The sequence below is a fragment of the Mycobacterium sp. NPDC050041 genome, from assembly GCF_049541695.1.
Taxonomy (GTDB): Bacteria; Actinomycetota; Actinomycetes; order Mycobacteriales; family Mycobacteriaceae; genus Mycobacterium.
Genome location: NZ_JBMVDG010000001.1, coordinates 1,077,351 through 1,103,123, shown reverse-complemented (window position 1 = coordinate 1,103,123; position 25,773 = coordinate 1,077,351). Strand labels below are relative to the sequence as shown.

Below are 25,773 nucleotides of genomic sequence, written 5' to 3'. Positions count from 1 at the left end.
GAACGAATCGTCGACGCCGACCCGCTCGACGCCGAGCACGTCGGCGTAGATGCCCGACAGGATCTCCTCGACCGCATCGGCCGGGGCACGGTATCCCTCGACGGTGTACTGCGGTGCGGGCAGCGCGCGGGAATCCAGTTTGCCGTTGACCGTCAGCGGCACCGCCTCGATCGCCACCACCGCCGCGGGCACCATGTAGGCGGGCAACACCTGCATCAGGGCGTCCCGCGCCTGCGCGACATCGACTGCACCCGTGTGTGACTCGATCACGTAACCGACGAGACGCCGGTCGCCCGGGCGGTCCTCGCGCACGGTCACCACCGCCTGCTCGACGCCGGGCAGCTCGGAGAGCGCGGTCTGGATCTCGCCCAGCTCGATGCGGTAACCGCGGATCTTCACCTGCTCGTCGGCGCGACCCAGGTACTGCAGTTGCCCGTCGGCGCCCCACCGCGCGAGGTCGCCCGTGCGGTACATCCTCTCGCCCGGCGCACCGAACGGGCATGCCAGGAAACGTGATCCGGTCAGACCGGGGCGCCGCCAGTAGCCGAGAGCCACCCCGGCGCCTGCCACGTACAGCTCGCCGACGACGCCCTGGGGCGCCCGCCGCAGCGACCTGTCGAGGACGAACAGCGCGCCGCCCGGCACCGGTGACCCGATCGGCACCACGCCGGTTCCCGCGGCCAGCGGCCGACTCATCGCCGCGTAGATCGTGGCCTCGGTCGGCCCGTAGGCGTTCAGCATCACCCGCCCCGGCGCCCACCGGTCCACCACCTCCGCCGGGCAGGCCTCGCCGGCGACGACCAACGCGGTCGACCCCAGGCCGTCCGGTGTCAGCATCCCGACCGCCGAGGGCGTCTGGTGCAAGACGCTGACCCCCTCGCTGACCAGCAGCTCGTGCAGCTCGTCCGGTGCGGCCACCATCTCCTCGGGCACCACCACCAGCCTGGCGCCGTGCAGCAGGGCACCCCAGATCTCCCACACCGAGACGTCGAAGACCAGCGAGTGCCACTGCGACCACACCTGGCCGGGCCCGGCGGGTAGGTCGGCGTGCAGCGTGCCCAGCAACCGGGTCAGGTTGCGGTGCGTCACCGCAACACCTTTGGGGACGCCGGTGGTGCCGGAGGTGTAGATCAGGTACGCGAGGTCGGCCGGGCCGGGCTCGCGGGCCCACCGCGGCGAGCCGGTCACAGCCGGTGCGGGGTCAGCGACGTCGACCACCGCGACACCCGAACCCTCGAGCCGGATCCGCAGGTCCGCCGTCGTGACGGCGGCCACCGGTTCGGCGTCGGCGAGCATGAACTGCAACCGCGCCACGGGCAGGGCCGGATCGATCGGCAGGTACGCGGCGCCGGTCTTGAACACCGCCAGGATCGCCATGACGGCGTCGGTGGACCGCGGCAGCAGCAGCGCAACGCACCGTCCCGGTCCGGCGCCCTCGGCGGCCAACGCCGACGCCAACTGTGCTGCGGCGTCGTCGAGTTCGCGGTACGTCATGCGGCGTCCGGCGCCACTCAGCGCGACGGCGTCCGGTGTCCGGGCCACCTGTTCGGCGAAGAGCGCGGGCACCGGGACCGGCGAGACGGCCCGATCGGCCAGCACCGCCCGGTGACCCCAGTCGTCGAGTCGTGCCCGTTCGACGTCTCCGAGCACGTCCGTCGACGACACCCTGCGGGTGGGGTCGGCGGTCATCGCCTCCAGCACCCGCCGCAACCGTGCCACGAATGTCTCGATGCTCGCGGCGTCGAACACGTCGGTCCGGAACTCGACGTTCCCACCGATACCTGCGCTCGTGCCGTCCGCTGCCCAGCGTTCGGCAAGTGAGAACACCAGATCCATCCGCGCGGTGCGGGTCTCCGCCGGCAGCGGTGTCGCCTCCAGGTCCCCGAGAGCCAGCCCGGCGCCCGGGTCGCCCGAGTAGTTCTGCCAGGCCAGCATCACCTGGACCAGCGGGTGGTGGGACATGCTGCGTGCCGGGTTGAGCCGCTCGACCAGCACCTCGAACGGAACGTCCTGGTGTTCATAGGCGGCCAGACTGCGGCGGCGCACCTGTGCCAGCACCTCGCCGAACGTCGGGTCCCCGGCGAGGTCGACGCGCAGCACGAGTGTGTTGACGAAGAAGCCGACCAGGTCGTCGAGGGCGGGATCGCGACGGCCGGCGATCGGGAAGCCCACCGCGACATCGGTACTGGCGCTCAGCGTGGAGCAGAGCACCGACAACGCGGCCTGCATCACCATGAAGGTGGTCGCCTTGTTGTCGCGCGCCACCCGGGCGACCGCGTCCTGCAGTTCGGCCGGCCAGTCCACCGGCACGGCGGCGCCACGATGGTCGGCCACCTGGGGACAGGGCCGGTCGGTGGGCAGTGCGAGGCGTTCGGGCATGCCTGCCAGGGCGTCCTGCCAGTACGCCAGTTGCGCGGCGATCGAGCTCTCGCCGTCATTGAGATCGCCGAACTGCTCGCGCTGCCACAGCGTGTAATCCGCGTACTGCACCGGGAGCTGCTCCCAGTCGGGACGACGCCCCGCGCACCGGGCGGCATACGCCTCGCCCAGGTCACGCACCAGCGGGGTGATCGACCAGCCGTCGGCCGCGATGTGGTGCACGACGGCGACCAGCAGGTGCTCGTCGCCGTCGACGTGGAACAGCTTCGCGCGCAACGGGATCTCGGTGGCCAGGTCGAAGCTGTGGCAGACGGTCTCGGCGACCGCCGACTCGAGCCGGCTGCGCGACCAGGTGCTCGCGTCGACGACCTCCCAGCCGAAGTCGGCCCAGCGGGCAGGCAGGACGAGCTGCTGGGGCACGCCGTCGGGTGCGGCGATCAGGGTCCGCAGGCTCTCGTGACGGTCCACCACGTCGGTCAGGGCCGCGGCCAGCGCCTCGGTGTCGACCCGCCCGCGCAGCTGCAGCGCCACCGGCATGTTGTACATCGGTGAGGGACCCTGCAACTGGTCGATGAACCAGAGCCGGTTCTGGGCGAACGACAGCGGCAGCACGTCGGGCCGCTCGACGCGCACCAGCGGCGCGCGTCCGGCCGCCTGCCCGTCGAGCCGGGACACCAGCTGTGCCACCGTGGGTGCGTCGAACACCGCGCGCACCGACAGCTCCGACTCGAGGATGTCGTTGACCGCGGAGATCAGCCGCATGGCCGAGACGGAGTCGCCGCCGAGGTCGAAGAAGGAGTCGTCGACCCCGACCCGGTCGACGCCGAGGACCTGACCGTAGATGGTGGCCAGGATCTCCTCTGTCGGGGTGGCGGGGGCGCGGTAGCGGTCGCCGTCGCGGTACTCCGGCACGGGAAGCGCACGGGCGTCGAGCTTTCCGTTCACGGTGACCGGGAGGGCGTCGACGACGACGACGGCCGCGGGCACCATGTACCCGGGCAGCCGCTCCGCCAGCGCCGAGCGTGCCGCGGCGGGGTCGAGGGTTCCGACGAGGTAGCCGACGAGGCGCTTGTCGCCCGGGCGGTCCTCGCGGGCGACGACCGCGGCCTGCTCGACCCCGTCCAGCGCCGCGAGCGCGCTCTGGATGTCGCCGAGTTCGATGCGGTAGCCGCGAATCTTGACCTGCTCGTCGGAGCGGCCGAGGTAGCGCAGTTGCCCGTCGGTGCCCCAGCGCACCAGGTCGCCGGTGCGGTACATGCGGGCACCCGGGCCGCCGTACGGGCACGCCACGAACCGGGCCGCGGTGAGTCCGGCGCGGCGGAGGTACCCGGCTCCGACGCCGCGGCCCGCGACGTAGAGCTCCCCCACCACGCCCTCCGGCACCGGACGCAGCCACTGGTCGAGGACGAACAGTCCGGCCCCGGGCACCGGGAGGCCGATCGGCACGTCCGAGTCGGCGCCCAGCGGCGCGCTGATGGTGGCGTACACGGTGGTCTCGGTGGGCCCGTAGCCGTTGATCATGGTGCGACCCGTCGCCCACCGGTCGACCACGTCGGCCGGGCAGGCCTCGCCTGCGACCATCACGGCCACCGAGTCGAGGCCGGCGGGCGACAATGCCGAGATCGCCGACGGTGTCTGGCTGAGCATCGTGACGTGCTCCGCCACGAGCAGCTCGTGCAGGTCCTCCGGTGCCGCGGTGACCGACTCGGGCACCACGACCAGGCGACCGCCACGCAGCAGGGCGCCCCAGATCTCCCACACCGAGAAGTCGAAGGCATACGAGTGGCACTGCGTCCACACCTGATCGGTGGCCGAGTCCAGGCCGACGTCGAGGGAGTCGAACAGTCGGGTCACGTTGTGATGGTTCACCGCAACACCTTTGGGCATGCCGGTGGTGCCCGAGGTGTAGATCACGTGGGCGATGTCGTCGGGCGACGGGCCCGGCAGCGCGCCGCTGGGCCGGGTGGCGATGCGTGGGTCGTCGACCCAGACGACCGGCAGGCCGCCCGCCGCCAAGGTGTCGGCCAGGCCTGTGGTGGTGACGGCCACCACCGGTGCGGCATCGGCGATCATGAACTCGACGCGCGCCGCCGGGTGGGCCGGGTCGATCGGCACGTACGCCGCACCGGACTTGAGCACCGCGAGGATGGCGGTGATCGCGTCGGCCGACCGCGGCAGCAGCAGCGCCACGTACCGGCCGGGCCCTGCCCCGAGCTCGACCAGCAGGTGCGCCAACCGGTTCGACGCCTCGTCGAGCTCGCGGTAGGTCACCGACCGCGCACCACACGACACCGCCACCGCGTCGGGCGTCGCCGCCGCCTGCGTGCCGAACACGGCCGGAATCGTGACCGGCGCACAGGCTTCCGTCAGCACCGACCGGTGGCCGACCGCATCGAGATGCGCGTGCTCGGCGTCGCCCAGCACGTCGACCTTCGACGCCCGCAGGGCCGGGTCGGCGGTCATCGCCTCCAGCACCCGCCGGAACCGGTCGACGATCGTCGCGATCTCCGCCGCGCCGAAGACCGCCGTGTCGAACTCGATCCGCAGGCCGAGTTCATCGCCGGGCAGCGCCACCACCGACAGCGGGTAGTGGTTGTGTTCGTGGCTGGCCACCTCGGTGACGGCCAGTTCGTGCGCGCCGGACAGCGCCGTGGCGTCGACGGGGTAGTTCTCGTAGACGAACAGCGTGTCGAAAAGCTGCTCGTGACCGGCGATCCGGTGGATGTCGGTCAGCGGAAGATGCTGGTGCTCGAGGGTGTCGGTGTGCGCGCCCTGCAGTTGAGCGAGGAGGTCGGCAACGGTGGTGGTCGCGGAGATGGTGGCCCGCACCGGCACCGTGTTGATCAGCAGGCCGACCATCGATTCCGCACCGGCCAGGTCGGTCGGCCGGCCCGAGACCGCGACGCCGAAGGCGACGTCGCTCTGGCCGGTCAGCCACATCAGCATCTGCGCCCACGCGGCCTGCAGCACCGTGCTGGCGGTGGTGCGACACGAGCGGGCCAGCTCGCCGACGGCATGGGTGTCGGCCGCAGACATCCGGAACGTCTCGACGCAGCGAGCGCTCCGTCCCGCCGCGTGCGCCGGACCGACCAGGGTGGGGGTGCCGAATCCGTCGAGCACCGTCCGCCATGCGGCGCGGGCACTCTCGGCGTCGCGCTCGGCCAGCCACGTCATGAATCTGCGGTAGGGCACCGCCGGGGGCAGTGGCTGCCCGTAGTAGCCGGCGAAGATCTCCTGCAACAGGATCGGCAGTGACCAGCCGTCGAGCAGGATGTGGTGGTTGGTCAGCACGAACCGGTGCTCGTCCTCGGCGATGCGGACCAGGGCGGCACGGAAGGCCGATTCGTGGCCGGGATCGAGTACCGCGGCCCGTTCGGCGGCCAGGATCTCCTCGGCGGTGTCCGCGGCGCCGAGTTCGACGTAGCGCCAGACCGCCCGGGGTTCTGCGGGCAGGATCTGCACCGGCTCGTCGAACTCCTGGCAGAACCGGGCCACCAGGTGGGGATGGCGCCGGACCAACGCCTGGACCGCGGCGTGCAGGCGGTGCCGGTCAAGTGGACCGCTCAGGCCGATGTTCAGCTGCACCGCGTACAGGTCGTCGTCCTGCGCGGCGCCGGCGTGGAAGAGCAGTCCGCGCTGCAGCGGGGTGAGCGGCAGGATGTCGGCGACCTCGTGCCGCTGCTGCAGGACGTCGATCTGCGGCTGGCTCAGGCGCGCGGGTGCGATGTCCGACGGTGTCAGCCCGCCGCCACCGGACCGCACGTGTGCGCAGATGCCCTCCAGTGCCTGCGACCACAAGTCACTCAACCGGTGGACCTGGTCGGGACCGAGTGCGGACGGCGCCCAGGTCCAGGTCGCCTGCAGGCGCGGGCCCGAAGCACCGTCGATGGTGGCGGCGTCGAGCGACAGGGTGTGGGCCAGCGGCATGGGCACGGCGGCAGCCGCGTCCGTCGGGACCGCCTGGTCGACCCGCCACAGCTCCTCGGACAGCCCGGTCGCGTCCGCACCGAGGCGGCCCAGGTAGTTGAATCCGACGGCCGGGTCGGGACCGGTCAGGTCGACGTCCGGGTTGAGGTAGCGCAGCAGCCCGTAGGTGAGGCCGTCCGGGAGGGCGCGCAGCTGTTCCTTGGCGTTCTTGACCGCGGCGCCCAGCGCGTCGTGGCCACCGGCGACCTGTGCCCACGGCACGCCGCCGACCGCGAGTGACACCGGGTGTTTGGTGGTGAACCACCCCACCGTGCGGGACAGATCGACGCCGGCGGACAGTTCCTCCGCCCTGCCGTGGCCCTCGACGTCGATGCCGACCGGGCCGTCGCCGGTGCCCGCGAACTCGGCCACCGCCAGCGCCAGCGCGATCAGCAGGATGTCGTGCGCGCCTGCGTGGAACGCCGCGGGCACGTCGCCCAGCAGCATCCGGGTGGTCTCGGCGTCCAGCGACGTCGAGAGGTGACCCGCGGTCGCGTAGGTGTCCACGGCGGGATGCACCGCGGGCAGTACCGCGGGGGTGGCCGCCGTCTGCCACCACATCTGCGCCTGCGCCACAACCGGCGCGCTGTGGGCGTGCTCGGCGAGCAGCTTCGACCACCCGACGAACGACGTTCCGCCCGCGGGCAGGTCGACCGGTTGGCCGCTGTGGTGCTGAGCCCAGGCGATGTTGAGGTCCTCCAGCAGGATTCGCCACGACACGGCGTCGACGGCGAGGTGATGGATCACCAGCGCCAGCCGGCCGGTCTCCGGCACCCACAGCGCGCTGAGCATCGCCCCGGCCGCAGGGTTCAACCGCGAACGGGCGTCCACCAGGGTCTCGTCGGTCAGCCGCTCGGCCACGCGCACGCAGGAGCCGGCGTCCACCGAGCCCGGTTCGGGTACCTCCAGCGACCACTCGCCTGCGCCGTCCTCGTGCACGGACATGCGCAGCGCACCGTGCCGGTCCAGCAGCGCCTGCAGCACCGTGTCGACGTCGGCGCGGGTCACGCCCGCCGGGGCCTGGACGACCACGGTCTGGTTGAACTCGTCCGCCGGACCGTCGATACCGTTGAGCCACGCCATGATCGGAGTGGGGCCCGCCGTGCCGACACCGTCGTCGGCGGGGCCATGATGTGCCGCGGTGACCGTGGCGACCAGGGCGAGCCGGGCCACGGTCTGCTCTACGAAGATGTCGCGCGGCCTGCACGTGACACCCGCTGCCCTGGCGCGCGCGACCACCTGCATCGACAGGATGCTGTCGCCGCCGAGGTCGAAGAACGAGTCGTCCACGCCGACCCGTTCGAGGCCGAGGACCTGCGCGTAGATGCCCGCGAGCAGTTCCTCGACGGCATCGGTGGGTGCGCGGTACCTGCCGGCGTCGCGGTACTCCGGTGCGGGCAGCGCCTTGGTGTCGAGTTTTCCGTTGACCGTCAACGGCAGCGCGTCGAGCACCACCACCGCCGCGGGAACCATGTAGGCCGGCAGCTTCTCGGCCACCGCGGCGCGCGCGGCGGCCGGGTCGGCCCCGCCCGTCACGTACCCCACGAGACGCTTGTCGCCGGGGCGGTCCTCGCGGGCCACCACCGCCGCCTGGTCCACGCCGTCCACCGCTGCGAGCACGGCCTGCACCTCGCCGAGTTCGATGCGGTAGCCGCGGATCTTCACCTGTTCGTCGGCACGGCCCAGGTACAGCAGCTGCCCGTCGGGACGCCAGCTCACCAGGTCCCCGGTGCGGTACATCACGAGTCCCGGGGCGCCGTCGGTGCCGCCGTAGGGGCAGGCGACGAACCGCGACGCGGTCAGGCCGGGGCGATTGCGGTAGCCCTGTGCCACACCGGCGCCCGCCACGTACAGTTCGCCGGCCACACCGATGGGCACCTGCCGCATCCACTCGTCGAGCACGAACAGCGCCGCGCCCGGCACCGGCGAACCGATCGGCACCCCGGACCCCGGGGTCAGCTGCGCGCTGATCGCCACGCACATCGTCGTCTCGGTGGGACCGTAGGCGTTGAGCATCACCCGCCCCGGCGCCCACTGCTCCACCACGTCGGGTGGACAGGCCTCGCCGACCACCACCAGCGCCGCGGATTCCAGTCCCGCACGGGGCAGCGCCGTCACCGCCGACGGCGTCTGCGTCAGCACGTCGACGCGCTCACCGACGAGCAGCGCGTGCAGGTCGTCGGGCGAGGCGGCCACGTCCTCGGCGACGACGACCACGCGTCCGCCGCGGAGCAGGGCGCCGAAGATCTCCCACACCGACACGTCGAAGGCCAGCGAATGGCACAGCGGCCACACCCCGGCGGGCGGTAGGCCCGCGTCGAGGGATTCCAGTAGCTGGGTGACGTTGTGATGACTGATCGCAACGCCTTTGGGCACACCGGTGGTGCCCGAGGTGTAGATCAGGTAGGCGACGTCGTCCGATGCGGGCTCGGGCAGGGGACCCGCGGGGTCCGCGCCCGGGGCGGTGTCGTGCACGTCGATGATCGGCAGGCCACACCCGTCGACACGCGACCGCAGACCCGCCGTGGTGACCACGGCCACCGGCGCGGCGTCGGCGATCATGAAGTCGGCCCGGCCCGCGGGAACCACGGCGTCGATCGGCAGGTACGCCGCACCCGTCTTCAGCACCGCCATGATCGCCACGACCGCCTCGGCGGAGCGGTCGAACAGCAGCGCCACGCACTGCCCCGGGCGCGCGCCGTGACCGACGAGTCTGCGCGCCAACAGGTTCGCGGCCTCGTCGAGTTCCCGGTAGGTCATCGACCGTTCGCCGGCGGTGATCGCGACCGCGTCGGGCGACCGCAGCACGTGTTCTGCGAACAGCGCCGGGACCGTGACCGGTCTCGGCACCGGCCGAGTCAGCGCCGCCCGGTTGCCGAACTCGTCCACCCGGGCGTGCTCGTCGGCGTCGAGCACGTCGATCGCCGACAACGGTGCGGCCGGGTCGCTGGTCATGGCCGTCAGCACCCGCGCCAACCGGTCGACGAGCGTGGTGACGGTGGCGGCGTCGAAGACGTCGGTGCGGAACTCCACCGTGCCGCCGATCCCCCCGAGTTCACCGTCGGCGGCGAAGTGTTCCGACATCGACAGCGTCAGGTCCATCCGGGCGGTGTGGGCGGACATCGGCACCTCGGACACCTGCAGGTCGCCGAGGGTCAGACCGCCCGCGTCCTCGTCGGTCGTGCCCGGCGCGTTCTGCCACGCCAGTGCCACCTGGACCAACGGGTGATGGCTCATGGAACGGGCGGGATTCAGCCGCTCGACGAGCACCTCGAAGGGCACGTCCTGGTTCTCGTAGGCGGCCAGGCTGCGTCGGCGCACCTGTTCGAGCACCTCGGCGGCGGTGGGGTCACCGGCCAGATCGACCCGCAGCACCAGGGTGTTGACGAAGAACCCGATCAGTTCGTCGAGTGCGGGATCGCGCCTGCCCGCGATGGGGAAACCGACCGCGACATCGGTGCTCGCGCACAGCCGCGACAGCAACACCGCCAGCGCCGCCTGCACGACCATGAAGCTGGTCGCGTTGTGCGCCTTGGCGACCGCGCGCACCGCCCGGTGCAGTTCGGCCGGCCAGTCGACGGCGACGGTGGCGCCGCGCTGATCGGCGACGGACGGATACGGCCGATCGGTGGGCAGGTGCAGGCGTTCGGGCATGCCGCCGAGCACTTCCTGCCAGTAGGCCAACTGCCCGGCGATCCGGCTGTCACTGTCGTCGAGATCGCCGAATTGTGCGCGTTGCCAGAGGGTGTAGTCCACGTACTGCACCGGCAGCCGCGACCAGTCCGGCGCGTCTCCCGTCCGGCGGCTCTCATAGGCCTGCCCCAGATCGCGCACCAGCGGGACGATCGACCATCCGTCCGCGGCGATGTGATGCAGCACGCCCACCAGCAGGTGCTCGTCCTCGCTGACGCGGAACAGCTTGGCGGACAACGGGATGTCTGCCTCCAGATCGAAGCTGCGCCGCGCGGTGTCCGCGACGGCGTCCTGCAGTCGTGCCGGGGGCCACCCGTCGGCGTCGACGACCTCCCACCCGAAGTCGGCGTCCTCGGGCGCCAGCACGAGCTGGCGGGGCACGCCGTCGGGAGCGACGATCCGGGTGCGCAGGCTCTCGTGGCGGTCGACCACGTCGGCCATCGCGGCGCCCAGCGCGTCGGCGTCGAGGTGTCCGCGCAGTCGCAGCACCACCGGCATGTTGTAGACCGGCGACGGCCCCTGCAGCTGGTCGAGGAACCACAACCGGGACTGCGCGAACGACAACGGGATCTCCGCCGGACGGTCACCGGCGACCAGGGGGTCGAGGCCGCGTCCGCCGGCGGCGACCCTGGGCGCCAGCTGCGCCACGGTCGGTGCCTCGAACAGCACCCCGACCGGAAGATCTGCGCCCACTCCGGAATTCACCGCCGCGATCAGCCGCATCGCCGAGAGTGAGTCGCCGCCGAGATCGAAGAAGGAGTCATCGACACCGACCCGCTCGAGTCCGAGGATCTGCGCGAAGATCCCGGCCAGGATCTCCTCGACCGCGTCGGCGGGCGCCCGGTACCGGTCGGCGGTGTACTCCGGCGCGGGCAGCGCGCGAGTGTCGAGTTTGCCGTTGACGGTGAGCGGCAGCGTGTCGAGCACGACGATCGCGGCGGGCACCATGTAGGCCGGCAGCCGCTGCGCCAACGCGGCCCGCATCCTCGCTGAATCGCATGCGCCGGAGCGGGATTCGGTGACATAGCCGACCAGGCGTTTGTCGCCGGGCCGGTCCTCGCGGGCGATGACGGCAGCCTGGGACACCCCGTCCTGCCCGGCGAGCGCGGTCCGGATCTCGCCGAGTTCGACGCGGTAGCCGCGGATCTTGACCTGCTCGTCGGCACGGCCGAAGTAGCGCAGCTGCCCGTCGGCGCCCCAGCACGCCAGGTCGCCGGTGCGGTACATGCGCGTCCCCGGCGCCCCGAACGGGCACGCCAGGAACCGCGATGCGGTCAACCCGGTCCTGCCGACGTAACCGGCGCCGACGCCCGCACCGGCCACGTACAGCTCACCGACCACTCCGGCAGGCACCGGGCGCAGCCACTCGTCGAGCACGAACAGCGCGGCACCGGACACCGGCGAACCGATCGGCACCACACCGGATCCCGGTGTCAGGGGAGCGCTGATCGCCACACACATCGTGGTCTCGGTGGGGCCGTAGGCGTTGATCATCACCCGGTCCTGCGACCACCGGTCGACCACCTCGGCCGGGCAGGCCTCACCGACCACCACGAGCGCCGCCGACTCCAAACCGTGCTGCGGCAGTGCCGAAACCGCGGACGGGGTCTGGGTCAACACGTTGACACCTTCGGCGACGAGCAGTGCGTGGAAGTCCTCCGGTGACACCACGACCGTCTCGGGCACCACCACCAGCCGGCCGCCGCGCAGCAGCGCGCCGAAGATCTCCCACACCGACACGTCGAACGCCAGGGAGTGGCACAGCGGCCACACCCCGGCGCGCGGCAGCCCGGAGTCGAGCGTCGCCAGCAGTTGCGTCACGTTGTGGTGGGTGATCGCCACGCCCTTGGGCACCCCGGTGGTGCCCGAGGTGTAGATCAGGTACGCGATGTCGTACGGGGTGGCGCCGGGTGCCTGCGGCGCGTCCGCGGGCCGGTCGCCCACGGCGGGGTCGTCGACGTCCACGACGGGGGCGGCACATCCCTCGAGCCGGGACCGCAGGTCCGGTGTGGTGATCACCGCGACCGGCGCGGCGTCGGCGAGCACGAAGTCCATCCGGGTCGCAGGCACCGCCGGGTCGATCGGGACGTAGGCCGCCCGGGTCTTGAGCACAGCGAGAATGGCCACCACCGCCTCGGCACGGCGCGGCACCAACAGCGCCACGTACCGCCCGGGCCCGGCGCCCCGCTCGGCGAGCAAGTGCGCCAGCCGGTTCGACGCCTCGTCGAGCTCCCGGTACGTCCACGACCGCTCGCCGCAGGTGACGGCGAGCGCCTCCGGCGACCGGGCCACTTGCTCGGCGAACAACGCGGTGATCGACCACGGCTCCGGTGCGACGCGGGTCAGCGAAGCGAGGTTCCCGATGGTCTCGAGCCGGGCACCTTCGCCGGCATCGAGCAGTTCGATCGCCGACAGCCGCGTGCCGCTGTCGGCCGTGATGGACCGCAGCACCAGCTGCAGCCGCGTGACCATCGCCTCGACGGTGCGCGCGTCGAACACGTCGGTCCGGAACTCGACCTTCCCGCCGATCCCCGCCGGTGCGCCGGCCTCGGTCCAGCGCTCGGCCAGCGAGAAGACCAGATCCATGTGGGAGACCTGCGCATCGAGCGGCACCGACGCCACCCGCAGTCCGTCCAGTGCCAGTCCAGCGGCCGGGTCGTCCTGGCCGGAGAAGTTCTGCCAGGCGAGCATCACCTGCACCAGTGGGTGGTGGCTGAGGCTGCGGGCGGGATTGAGCCGTTCGACCAGCACCTCGAAGGGCACGTCCTGGTGCTCGAAGGCCTCCAGGCTGCGGGTGCGGACCCGGGCCAGCAGTTCCGCGGCGGTGGGGTCCCCGGCGAGGTCGACGCGCAGCACCAGGGTGTTGACGAAGAAGCCGACCAGCTCGTCGAGAGCCGGGTCCCGTCGCCCTGCGATCGGGAAGCCAACGGCGACATCGGGACTCGAGCCGAGTTTCGACACCAGCGTGGCCAGTGCGGCCTGCACCACCATGAAGGTGGTGGCGTTGTGCTCGCGGGCGGTGTCGCGCACCGCCTGCTGAAGGTCGGCCGGCCAGTCCACGGTGACGGTGGCGCCGCGGTGGTCGGCGACCCGCGGGTAGGGGCGGTCGGTGGGCAGCTGCAACCGCTCGGGCATGCCGGCCAGGACGTCCTGCCAGTAGGCCACCTGGCCTGCGATGCGGCTGTTCTCGTCGTCGAGGCGGCCGAACTGGTCGCGTTGCCAGAGTGTGTAATCCGCGTACTGCACCGGCAGTTCGGCCCACGCCGGGGCCTGCCCGGCGCTGCGGCCCGCGTAGGCGATCGCCAGATCGCGCACCAGCGGCGTGAGCGACCAGCCGTCCGCAGCGATGTGGTGCACCACGGTGACCAGGATGTGCTCGTCGTCGGCCACGCGGAAAAGAGCCGCCTGCAACGGGATCCGGTTGGCCAGGTCGAACGGCCGGCGTGCGGTCTCCTCGACGGCCTCCGCCAGCCGGTTCGCCGGCCATCCCGTGGCGTCGACCACCCGCCAGCCCGGATCGGCCTGCTCGACGGGGACGATCAGCTGCTGCGGCGTCCCTGCGCTCGCCGGGAACGTGGTCCGCAGGCTCTCGTGGCGGTCGACCACGTCGGCCAGCGCCGCGGCCAGCGCGTCGGTGTCGAGCCGACCGCTCAGGCGCAGCGCCGCGGCCATGTTGTAGGCCGGCGACGGTCCCTGCAACTGGTCGATGAACCACAGCCGGTTCTGCGCGAACGACAGCGGGATCTCGGCAGGCCGCTCACCGGCGACCAACGGCTCCAGCCGGCCCGCGCCGGTGCCGATCCGCGGCGCCAGCTGGGCCACCGTCGGCGCCTCGAAGACGTTGCGTACCGCGACATCGGCGTCGAGCGCGGCGTTGACGGCCGAGATGAGGCGCATGGTGGTCAGCGAGTCGCCGCCGAGGTCGAAGAAGGAGTCGTCGACACCGACCCGGGGCAGGTTGAGCACCTGCGCGTAGATGCCCGCGAGGATCTCCTCGGTGGGCGTGGTGGGCGCGCGGTAGTGGTCGGCCTGCTGGTAGTCGGGGGCGGGCAGGGCGCGGGTGTCGAGCTTGCCGTTCACCGTGACCGGCAGGTCGTCGAGGACGACGACGGCGGCGGGCACCATGTAGGACGGCAATCGGTCGGCCAGCATCGCGCGGGCGCGTGCGGGGTTGATCGTGCCGGTGGTGTACCCGACGAGGCGCTTCTCGCCGGGGGTGTCCTCGCGGGCGACGACGACGGCCTCCTGCACGCCGTCGAGTTCGGCAAGGGCGGCCTGGATCTCGCCGAGTTCGATGCGGTAGCCGCGGATCTTGACCTGCTCGTCGGCGCGCCCGAAGTACCGCAGCTGCCCGTCGGTGCCCCAGCACACCAGGTCGCTGGTGCGGTACATGCGCGTGCCCGGCGCTCCGAACGGGCACGCCATGAACCGCGACGCGGTCAGCCCCGGCCGCCGCCAGTACCCGATCCCGACCCCGCGGCCGGCCAGGTAGAGCTCCCCGACCACCCCGGCAGGCACCGGCCGCAGCCATTCGTCGCAGACGAAGAACGCCGCACCCGTGACCGGCGACCCGATCGGCGGCGCCCCAGTTCCCGCCGCGAGCGGAGTGCTCTTCGACGCCCACATTGTGGTCTCGGTGGGGCCGTAGACGTTGACCATCACCCGGCCCGGCGCCCAGCGGTCGACGGTCTCCACCGGGCAGGCCTCCGCACCGATCACCAGCGCGGCCACCCCGTCGAGGTCGCCGGTCTCGAGTCCCCTTACGGCCGAGGGTGTCTGGGTCAACACCGTCACGCCCTCGGAGACCAGCAGCCGGTGGAAGTCGCGCGGCGACCGGGTCTCCGCGTCGGGCACGACGACCAGGCGGGCGCCGTGCAGCAGCGCACCCCAGATCTCCCACACCGAGAAGTCGAAGGCGTAGGAGTGGAACTGCGTCCAGACCTGCCCGGCGGACAACGCGAAGCCCACCTCGAGGGTGTCGAACAGTGCCACCACGTTCTGCTGGGTGACCGCGACGCCCTTGGGGGTGCCGGTGGTCCCGGAGGTGTAGATGATGTGGGCGACGTCGTCCGGCGCGGGCCCGGGCAGCGCGGTCGCGGGCTCGGCGGCGATCCGGGGATCGTCGACCCCGATGACCGGTACGCCGCAGCCGGCCACCCTGTCGGCCAGACCCGCCGACGCCATCACCACGACCGGTGCGGCATCGGCGAGCATGAACTCGATGCGGGCTCGGGGATGGGCCGGATCCATCGGCAGGTACGCCGCCCCCGACTTCATCACCCCCAGGATCGCGGCGATCGCCTCGACCGAACGCGACAGCATCACCGCCACAGACGTTCCCGGGCCCGCGCCCGACGCCACCAGCAGGTGGGCCAGCCGGTTCGACCCCTCGTCGAGCTCGCGGTACGACAGCGACCGGTCACCGCACGTCACGGCCACCGCGCTCGGCGCCCGGCTCGCCTGCCGACCGAACACCGCGGGCACCGTCGTCGGCGTGCTCGACTGCGACAACACCCCGCGGTTGCCCCACCGGTCCAGTCGGGCGCGTTCCTCGGCACCGAGCACGTCCATGGCCGAGAGGCGTTGCGCGGGTTCGGCGATGACCGACTGCAGCACCTGCTGGAACCGGTCGACGAACGCCGCGATGGTCGTCGCGTCGAAGACGTCGGTGCGGAACTCCACGGTTCCGCCGATTCCGCCCGCCGCGCCGGTCTCGCTCCAGCGTTCGGCCAGCGAGATTGCCAGATCCATCCGGGCGGTCCTGGTGTCCACCGGCACCGGGGTGGCGTGCAGATCGCCGAGCGCCAGCCCGGCGGCGTCACTGTCCTGCCACGAGAAGTTCTGCCACCCCAGCATGACCTGCACCAGCGGGTGATGGGTCAGGCTCCGGGTCGGGTTCAGCCGTTCCACCAGTGCCTCGAACGGCACGTCCTGGTGTTCGTAGGCGGCCAGGCTGCGTCGCCGCACCTGGGCCAGCAGGTCGGTGAAGCTGGGGTCGCCGGTGAGGTCGACGCGCAGCACCAGGGTGTTGACGAAGAACCCGACCAGCTCGTCGAGAGCGGGCTCCCGCCGTCCCGCGATCGGGAAGCCGACCGCGACATCCGAACTCGCGCTCATCTTGGCGAGCAGCACCGCGAGGGCGGCCTGCAGCACCATGAAGCTGGTCGCGTTGTGCTCGCGAGCCAGCGCACGGATCTGCTGTTGCAGATCGACCGGCCAGTCCACCGCCACCCGGCCGCCACGAAGGTCGGCCACCGGCGGATACGGCCGGTCGGTCGGCAGCGCAAGGCGGTCCGGCATGCCTGCCAGCGCGTCGGCCCAGTAGGCGACCTGGGCGGCGATCGGGCTGCCGCCGTCGTCGAGCTCGCCCAGCTGCCTGCGCTGCCAGAGCGTGTAGTCGGCGTACTGCACCGCGAGATCGGTCCAGCCGGGTGCCGCACCGGCACAGCGGCTGGCGTAGGCCACCCCGAGGTCGCGCGCCAGCGGACCGATCGACGAGCCGTCGGCGGCGATGTGGTGCACCGTGGCCACCAGCACGTGTTCGACATCGGTGAGGCGGAACAACGTTGCGGCGAAGGGAATTTCGTGTGCGAGATCGAATGTGTGGCGCGCCGCGGTCTCCATCGCCCCGCCCAGCCGGGTCCCGGCCCACCCGGCGGCGTCGACGACCTCCCACCCGGGTTCGGCCTGCTCGGCAGGCACCACCAGCTGCTGCGGTACGCCGTCGGGCGCCGCGAACAGCGTGCGCAGGCTCTCGTGCCTGCCCACCACGTCGGTCAGCGCGGCACCCAGCGCACCGGCGTCCAGCGGTCCGCGCAGCCGCAGCGCCACCGAGATGTTGTAGACCGGTGAGGGGCCCTGCAGTTGGTCGATGAACCACAACCGGCTCTGCGCGAAGGACAGCGGCACCACCTCGGGCCGCTCACGGGCCACCAGCGGTTCGAGCCGACTGGCGTCCCCGCCGATGCGCGGCGCGAGCTGAGCCACCGTCGGCGCCTCGAACAGGGCGCGCACCGAGAGGTCGGCGTCCAGGGTGTTGTTGACCGCCGCGATGAGGCGCATCGCCGACAGCGAGTCCCCGCCGAGATCGAAGAAGGACTCGTCGACCCCGACCCGCTCGAGGCCGAGCACCTGGGCGTAGATGCCCGCCAGGATCTCCTCGACCGCGCCTGCCGGTGCCCGGTAGCTGTCGGAGTCCTGGAATTCGGGTGCGGGCAGCGCTTTTCGATCAAGCTTGCCCGAGGTCGTCAGCGGGAACTCGTCGAGCACGACGATGTGGGTCGGCACCATGTACTCGGGCAGCCACTCGGTCAGCCGACGTCGCACCGCGCTGATCTTCGTATTGCTGTGCGGGTCGTTGGCCTGGGCGCCGCGACGATCGGCGCCGGCGGGCGGCAGGAAGAGATCCGTCAGCGGCGGAATGCGCCGACCGTCGGAGGGGGTATCGGAGGGGGTGAGGAAGACGGCGTCCACGGTGCCGGGTTCGGCGCCCCACGTGACACTCGCGTGATATCCGGCCGCTTGCGCGATGCGGTGCAGGTCCTCGGGAACGACGGCGCCGGCCGTTGCGTCCTCGGCGTGTGCGAGCGCGCTCGGCAGGGGCAGCCCGTTCGCGATGCCCCGCTCGATCCGGACGTCTTCGATCAGCCCGGCGCGCGGGATCCCGGTGATGCGGACGATGTCGGGACGCTCCGCCGACAGCCGGGTGTGCAGCCCGTCGAGGTCGCCGCACCGGGTCCACGGCCAGGTCGGCGCAGCCGCCAGGGAGCGCACCGCTGCGGGGGCCTTGTGCAGGATGACGTCGTAGCGGTACCGGGTGAGCTCGTTGTCGGCTCGTCCGCGCTTGACCTCGATCGCCACCCCCGCCACCGACGGATGGTCCTCGGCGCAGGTGGTGAAGAAGTCCGGCGCCAGCAGCAGTTCGGGTTCGCCGAGGATGGCGCGATGTGTGCGCTGGCGGATCGCGTCGGCGTCGGCGGCCTCCGTGCGGGCCAGCGCGACCGCGGTCTGGAAGGCGCCCTGCAGGGTGTGGTTGCGCACGTCGCCGACGAACATCGCCCCGCCGGGCGCCAGCAGGTCCATCGCGTCGGAGATGAGATCGGCGAGGTAGCCCGCGTTCGGGAAGTACTGGACGACCGAGTTGATGACGACGGTGTCGAAGTAGCCCTGCGGTAATCCGGAGGTGACGTGTGCCGGCTGGGCGGTGAGCTGAACCCGGTCGCGCCAGGGGATGTCGAGCTGCTGCAGGGAGTGTGCGAGGTTGTCGATCACCACCGGCGACATGTCTGTCGCGACGTAGTGCTCGCATGCGGGCGCGATCTGCGACAGCAGCAGGCCGGAGCCGACGCCGATCTCCAGCACCCGCCGGGGTCGCAGCGCCATGATCCCGTCCACGGTGGCGGCACGCCACTCGGCCATGTCGTCGAGCGGGATGGCCTCCTCGGTGAGGCTGCTGTTCCAGCCGCGGAAGTCCATGCCGAACGCAGGCACCTCGACGTCCGCGCCGTAGAGCTCGTCGTACAGGGTCTGCCACTCCTCGACGATCTCGGCGTCGTCGTCCGCGCTGCCGGTCTGTTCGAGCGTGACGTAGGCGATCAGGTGTGCGCCGGTGTCGCTGTGGTGCACGGTCGCGGCGGCCTGGGCGACCTGCGGGCAGGCCAGCAGGGTGTTCTCGATCTCGCCGAGTTCGATGCGCTGGCCGCGCAGTTTCACCTGGGTGTCGGCGCGGCCGAGGTAGTCCAGCGCGCCCTCGGGCGTCCAGCGCACCAGGTCGCCGGTTCGGTACATGCGCTCCCCGGCGCCGCCGAAGGGGTTGGCCACGAAGCGTTCCGAGGTCAGATCGGTCCGGCCGACATACCCGTGCGCCAGTGCCGGCCCGGCCAGGTACAGCTCGCCGACGACGCCGACGCCGACCGGGTTCAGCCAGGCGTCGAGCACCGTCGCGCACACCCCGGGGATGGGGGCGCCGATCCAGATCGGCTGTCCCGCCGAGAGTGGCGCACACGTGACCCAGATGGTGGTCTCGCTGGGGCCGTATCCGTTGAACATCCGCCGGCCCGGCGCCCAGGCGGCCACGAGTTCCTCGAGGCAGGCCTCGCCGACCGCGATCAGGGTGTCCAGCCGTCCCAGCCGGGCGCGGTCCAGCGACCACAGCACGGTCGGCGTGAGGATCGCCGCGGTGACGCGATGCCGCTCCAGCAGCGTGGTCAGGGCCTCACCGGCGTACTCCTGCGGCGGCGCCACCACAAGGGCCGCGCCGGCCTCCACGGCCAGCAGCAGTTCGCCGATCGACGCGTCGAAGGTCGGCGCGGCCACCATCAGCACCCGCGCGTCGGCGCCGAGCAGGAACGTACTGCCCTGTGCCGCAGCCCATCCCAGCAGGCCCGCACTGCTGACCGCCACGCCCTTCGGCGTGCCGGTGGAACCGGAGGTGAAGATGACGTAGGCGGTGTTGTCCGGCCGCAGCGGCGCGAGCCGATCGGCGTCGGTGATCGGCTCGCAGGAGTGCTCGGACACCTCGGGTCCGTCGACGCGGACCACCGGTCGCCGCCCCGCCGCGGCGACGGGATCGCCGCCGCGCGCCAACACGCACTGCGCGCCGACCGCGTCCAGCACGCTGGTGATCCGCTCGACCGGGTGGGCCAGATCGACCGGCACGTAGTACCCACCGGCCTTGACCACCGCCCACCAGGCGACGACCAGCTCCAGCGAGCGTTCCATGGCCACGCCCACCGCACGCTCCGGACCCACGCCGGTTTCGATCAGCACCCGGGCCAGGCGCGTGGACCACTCGTCGAGTGCGCGGTAGGACAGCTGCCGCTCGCCGTCGATGACTGCCGTCGCATCCGGATCGGTGGCGACGGCCGCGGTCAACAGATGCGGGGCCACGCCCACCGGTGCCGTCACACCGGCGCCGGACAATCCTGACAGCACGAGCTCGCGCTCGCCGCGGTCGAGCAGGTCGATCGACGACAGCCGGCGCGCCGGGTCGGCGGTCATCGCCGCCAGTACCCGCTGGAGGCGGTCGACGATCGCCTCGATACGGGCCGCGTCGAACAGGTCGGTGTCGTATTCGACGCGCATGCCGATCTCGCGGCCCGGCATCGCCTCGACTGTCAGCGGGTAGTGGTTGTACTCGCGGTTGGCGAATTCGGTGATGGTCCAGTCGTGCTCGCCCGCCAGCGCGCTGGTGTCGATCGGGTAGTTCTCGTAGACGAACAGTGTGTCGAACAGCCGGTCGTGGCCGCTGGCGCGGTGGATGTCGATCAGGGCCAGGTGCTGGTGGTCCAGCAGGTCGTTGTGCGTGTTCTGCAGCTGGTCGAGCAGTTCGGTGGTGGTGGTGGCCGCCGTGATGGTGGCCCGCACCGGCACCGTGTTGATGAGCAGGCCGACCATCGCATCCGCGTCGGCGATGTCGGCCTGGCCGACACGTGACCGCGGCGTGCCGAAGGTGACGTCGGGGTGACCGGTCAGCGATGTGAGCAGCAGCGCCCACGCCCCCTGCAGCACGGTGCTGACGGTGGTGTGGCGGGAGCGCGCGAGATCGCGGAGTGCTTCGGTGATCGGCTCGGGCACCTGGAACGAGGCGATGCCACGGCGCCCCACCCCGAACCGGTCGTGCGTACCGACCAGGGTGGGGCTGTCGAATCCGGACAGCGCCTCCCGCCACGCTTCGCGTGCGCCGGCGAGATCGCGGTCCGCCAGCCAGGTGAGGAACCGGCGGTAGGAGCCGGGCGCCGACAGCGGATGGCCGTGGTAGATCGCGAAGATCTCACCCAGCAGGATGGGCAGCGACCAGCCGTCGACCACGATGTGGTGGAACGTCAGCACCAACCGGTGCCGCTGCGGCCCGACCCGGATCAGCGCCACCCGGAACGCCGACTGGTCGGCGAGGTCGCAGACCGCGACACGCTCCGCCGCACACAGCCGGTCGCCCGCCGCGGTGTCCGCATCCGTGAGATCGGCGAACTGCCAGGCGATCTCGGGGTTACGCAGGATCACCTGCACCGGCTCGGCGTACTGGTCGCAGAAGCGGGCCGCAAGGTGGGGATGGCGGTGCACGACGGCGCGGACCGCGTCTCGCAACCGCTGCGGATCCACCTGGCCCGCCACGGTGAAATCGAGTTGCACCGCGTACATGTCGTCGTTTGCGTGGTCGGAATCGGCGTGGAAGAGCAGGCCCTGCTGCAGCGGGGTCAGCGGCAGGATGTCGGCGACCTCGTACCTGCGCTGAACCTCGTCGAGTTCGCGCTGGGTCAGCCTGGCAGGGGCGATGTCCGACGGGGTGAGTCCGCCGCCGCCGCGTTGCACGTGTGCGCAGATCCCGGCCAGAGCCTCGAACCACAACCGGCTCAGGCGCCCGACGCCGGCTTCGTCCATCACCGACGGGGCCCACGTCCATGCGGCCCGCAGGCACGGGCCGGCGTCGGTGTCCGTGGTCATCGTATTGACTTCCACGGTGTGGGCCAACGGCATTGCGATCGCCGCGGCGGCCTCGGTCAGCGGGAGACCGTCCTCGCTGAGGCGCCACAGCTCCTCGGACAGGGCGGCCGTCCCGGCCCCGAGTCGCCCGAGATAGTTGAACCCGATGGCGGGGTCCGCACCCGCCAGGTCGACGTCGGGGTTGAGGTAACGCAGCAGGCCGTACGTCAGACCGTCGGGCAGGGCGCGCAGCTGCTCCTTGGTGTTCTTGACGACCTCCCCCAGTGCGGCGTCGCCGGCGCACACCTGCGCCCAGGACAGTCCGCCTGCCGCGAGCGACACCGGGTACTTGGCGGTGAACCAGCCGACGGTGCGCGACAGGTCGATGTCGGCACCCAGTTCCTCGGCGCGGCCATGGCCCTCGACGTCGACACCGACCGGTGCGCTTCCGGTGCCAAGGAACTCCCCGACCGCCAGACCGAACGCGATGAGCAGGATGTCCTGCGCCCCGGCATGAAACGCCGTGGGCACCTCGCCCAGCAACCGGCGGGTGGTCTCGGCGTCCAGCGTTACCGAGAGGTGCCCGGCCGTGGCATACGTGTCGAGCGCGGGATCCACCGCGGGCAGCGCCGGGGCAAGGGTCCCGACACGCCGCCATGTGTCAGCCTGCTCGACGACCTCGGGCGCGAGCGCGTGCTTCTCGAGCCGCCTGGCCCAGCGCGCGAACGACGTACCGCCCGGGGGCAGGGCGACGGCTTGACCGCTGCGGTGCTGTGCCCACGCGATGTTGATGTCTTCCAGCAGGATTCGCCACGAGACGCCGTCGACGGCCAGGTGGTGGATGATCAGGGTCAGCTGGCCGGTGTCGGGCGCCCACAGTGCGGTGAGCATCCTCCCGGCGGCCGGGTCCAGTCGTCGCCGTGCGTCCCGCAACGCTCCATCGGTCAGCAGCTCCACCCGATGCACGCAGTCGCCGGCCCGCACGGATCCGGGTTCGGGCACCTCGAGCGACCATCGCCCGAACCCGTCGACCTCGGCGGACATCCGCAGTGCGCCATGCTGATCCAGCAGAGCCTGCAGCACGATTTCGGCGTCGGCCCGGGTGACGGCCGCCGGGGCCTGCAACACCATCGTCTGGTTGAACTGCTCGACCGGGCCGTCGACGCTGCCCAGCCACCGGATGATCGGTGTGGCCACCACCGGTCCCGTGCCCTCGTCGACCTCGCCGACCTCGTCGTCGGCGACCCGGGCGACCCGGGCGAGGCGGGCCACGGTCTGCTCGACGAAGACGTCGCGCGGCCGGCACACCACTCCTGCGACCCTGGCGCGCGCCACCACCTGCATCGACAGGATGCTGTCGCCGCCGAGCTCGAAGAACGAGTCGTCGACACCCACCCGTTCGAGCCCGAGCACCTCGGCGTAGATGTCGGCGAGGACCTCCTCGACCGAGTCGGCAGGGGCGCGGTAGTTCTCGGTGGTGTAGACGGGTGCGGGCAGGCTGCGGGTGTCCAGCTTGCCGTTGACGGTCAGCGGCACGGCGTCGATCACCACGACCGCGGCCGGCACCATGTAGGCGGGCAGTCGCCGGGCCAGCTGCGCTCGGAGCTGCGCCGGATCGAGTCTCCCTGAGCCGATTTCGGTGACGTAGCCGACGAGTCGCTTGTCCCCCGGACGGTCCTCCCTGGCGATCACCGCCGCCTGGTCGATGCCGTCCAGATCGGCCAGCGCCGCCTGGATCTCGCCGAGTTCGATGCGGTAGCCGCGGATCTTGACCTGTTCGTCGGAGCGGCCCATGTACCGCAGCTGCCCGTCGGCACCCCAGCGCACCAGGTCTCCGGTGCGGTACATCCTCAATCCGGGCGCGTCCCCGGGACTTCCGAACGGACACGCCACGAACCGCGACCCGGTCAGGGCGGTGCGGCCCACGTAGCCCATCCCGACACCCGAACCGGCGACGTACAACTCGCCCACCACCCCGACAGGCACCGGCCGCAGCCAGTCGTCGCAGACGAAGAGCGCCGCCCCCGCCGCGGGCGCGCCGATCGGCGCCGCACCCGAACCCGCTGTCAGGGGTGCGCTCATCGACGCGTAGATGGTGGTCTCGGTCGGACCGTAGGCATTGACCATCACCCGGTCCGGCGCCCATCGGTCCACCACCTCGGCCGGACAGGCCTCACCGCCGACGAACAGGGCCGTCGAGCCCAGCGCCTTCGGCGAGAGCATCCCCGCCGCCGAGGGGGTCTGCGTGAGCACGGTGACATGCTCGGCCAGCAGCACCGCCTCGAAGTCCTGCGGCGATGCGGCCACCTCCTCGGGCACGACCACCAGGCGGCCACCCCCGAGCAATGCGCCCCAGATCTCCCAGACGGAGAAGTCGAACGCGTACGAATGGCATTGCGACCACACCTGTCCCGGCGGCAGGCCGGCCTCCAGTGAGCCCAGCAGCTGCGCGACGTTGGCGTGGGTGATCGCCACCCCCTTCGGCGTGCCCGTGGTGCCCGAGGTGTAGATCACGTAGGCAACGTCGTCCGGCTCCGGTGCCGACAGCGTTGTCCCCGTGTCGATACCGGCGGCGGGCCGTTGGATGTCGATGACCGGCACACCGCAGCCGGCCAGCCGGCCGACCAGTTCCGAGGTGGTGACGACAACGGTCGGCGCGGCATCGCCGAGCACGAACGCGATCCGCGCATCGGGGTGCATCGGGTCCATCGGGACGTACGCCGCCCCGGTCTTGAGCACCGCCACGATCGCCACGACCGCCTCGGCCGACCGGGGAAGCAGCAGCGCCACCGACCCGCCTGGCCCGACACCGTGCCCGGCGAATGCGCGGGCCAACCGGTCGGAGGCCGCGTCGAGTTCGCGATAGGACAGGTGATTGTCACCGCAGGAGACCGCCACCGCGTCCGGTGTCCGATCGGTCTGCGCGGCCAGCAGTTCGGGGACCGTCGCGGCCGGCGGCGCCGGGTGCGCCGCCAGCTCACGACGGCCCGCCCCGTCCAGATGCGCGGCTTCGCCCGCCCGCAACACGTCCATCGACGACAGCCGCGTCTGCGGATCGTCGGACATCGCGACCAACATCCGCTGCATTCGCTCCGCGAGGTCCGCGACCTCGAACCCGGCGAAGGGTTGGCCGGCGCCCACGGTGCTGAGGAACTGCTGGTCGCCGAAGCCGAGCAGGAAGAGCCCGAAGTGGCCCACCGGCCCGAAGGTCGTATAGCTCGCCGTCGCCGTCGCGCCGGCGAAGTCCATGGTGAGCCGGGCGGGCACGAAGTTGACGACCACCCTGTTGCGCGCCTGCCGCGAACTGGCGTTCGCAGCCAGCGTCTCCACTGGGAATTGCTGATGGCGCAACAACTCTCGGGTGCGGGTGTCGACCTGTCTGCAGAAGTCGGCGACGGTGCACCGCGGATCGGTCTTCAGCACCAGCGGCACGATGCCGGCGAGCATCCCCGGCAGGAGCTTGCTCTCCGGGCTCACACGCCTGCTGACCGGGAAGTCGAGCACCAGTTCGTCGGAGTCGCCGCCGCCGAGCCCGCGCACCAGCAGCGCGCACACCGCGGTCATGATCGACGTGCGACGGACACCGAACTGCTTGGCCAGCGTCTTGATCCGGCCGACCACGGCCGGGTCCATCTGGACCTGAGCCGACGGCCAGTACGTCTCGCCCCCGGTGTCCTGAGGCGCGCCGAGGTCCGGACCGCTGCCCGATGGAAGGTTCCGGCTCCAGTACTCCCGGTCATCCCGGAATTCGGCGGAGGCTTCGTAATCCGACTCGCCGTCGACCAGGTCGCGCAGCGAGGGGAAGTAGGCCGGCGGGACCGGGCGGGCGGTGGCCAGCGCGGTGTAGATGGCGGCGATCCGCCGGCCGATCAACGAAAGGCCCAGTCCGTCGAGGATGATGTGGTGGCAGCAGGTGTACCAGATGTACTCGTCGGGACCCGTCTGCAACAGCGAGAAGTTGATCAGCGGACCGTCCAGCGGCATCGGCGTGCGCTGAATACCGGTGGCCATCTCGCGGGCGTCCCGCTCCGCATCCTGCGCGCCCGTGAAGTCGTGCCGGCGCAACCGGGTGTCCGGGTCGTCGACCACCCGCTGGAACACCTGGCCGTCGACCTCGAAGAAGGTGGCCCGCAGCGCGTCGGCCTCCTGCACCACCTGCCGTATCGCCTGCTCGAACAGGTCGTGCTCGATCCTGCCCTTGATGTGTACGAGGACGCCGAGCTGCCACTCGGTGCTCTGCCGGCTCGTTTGCTGAGCCATCCAGATGTCCATCTGGGCGCGTGTCAGCGGCAACGCCCTGTCGTCCGGCTCCAC

1 protein-coding gene (cut by a window edge) is annotated in these 25,773 nt (G+C 71.6%); it reads right to left on the bottom strand.

The window, feature by feature from the left end; all coding sequences use genetic code 11:
* A protein-coding gene (locus ACPCHZ_RS05245; protein WP_423483814.1) for a non-ribosomal peptide synthase/polyketide synthase crosses the window boundary here: on the bottom strand, positions 1-25,773 show its 5' portion. It extends 5,466 nt beyond the left edge of the window; 25,773 of the gene's 31,239 nt are visible here — the first part of the coding sequence; the start codon lies at positions 25,771-25,773; its stop codon lies beyond the left edge, outside the window.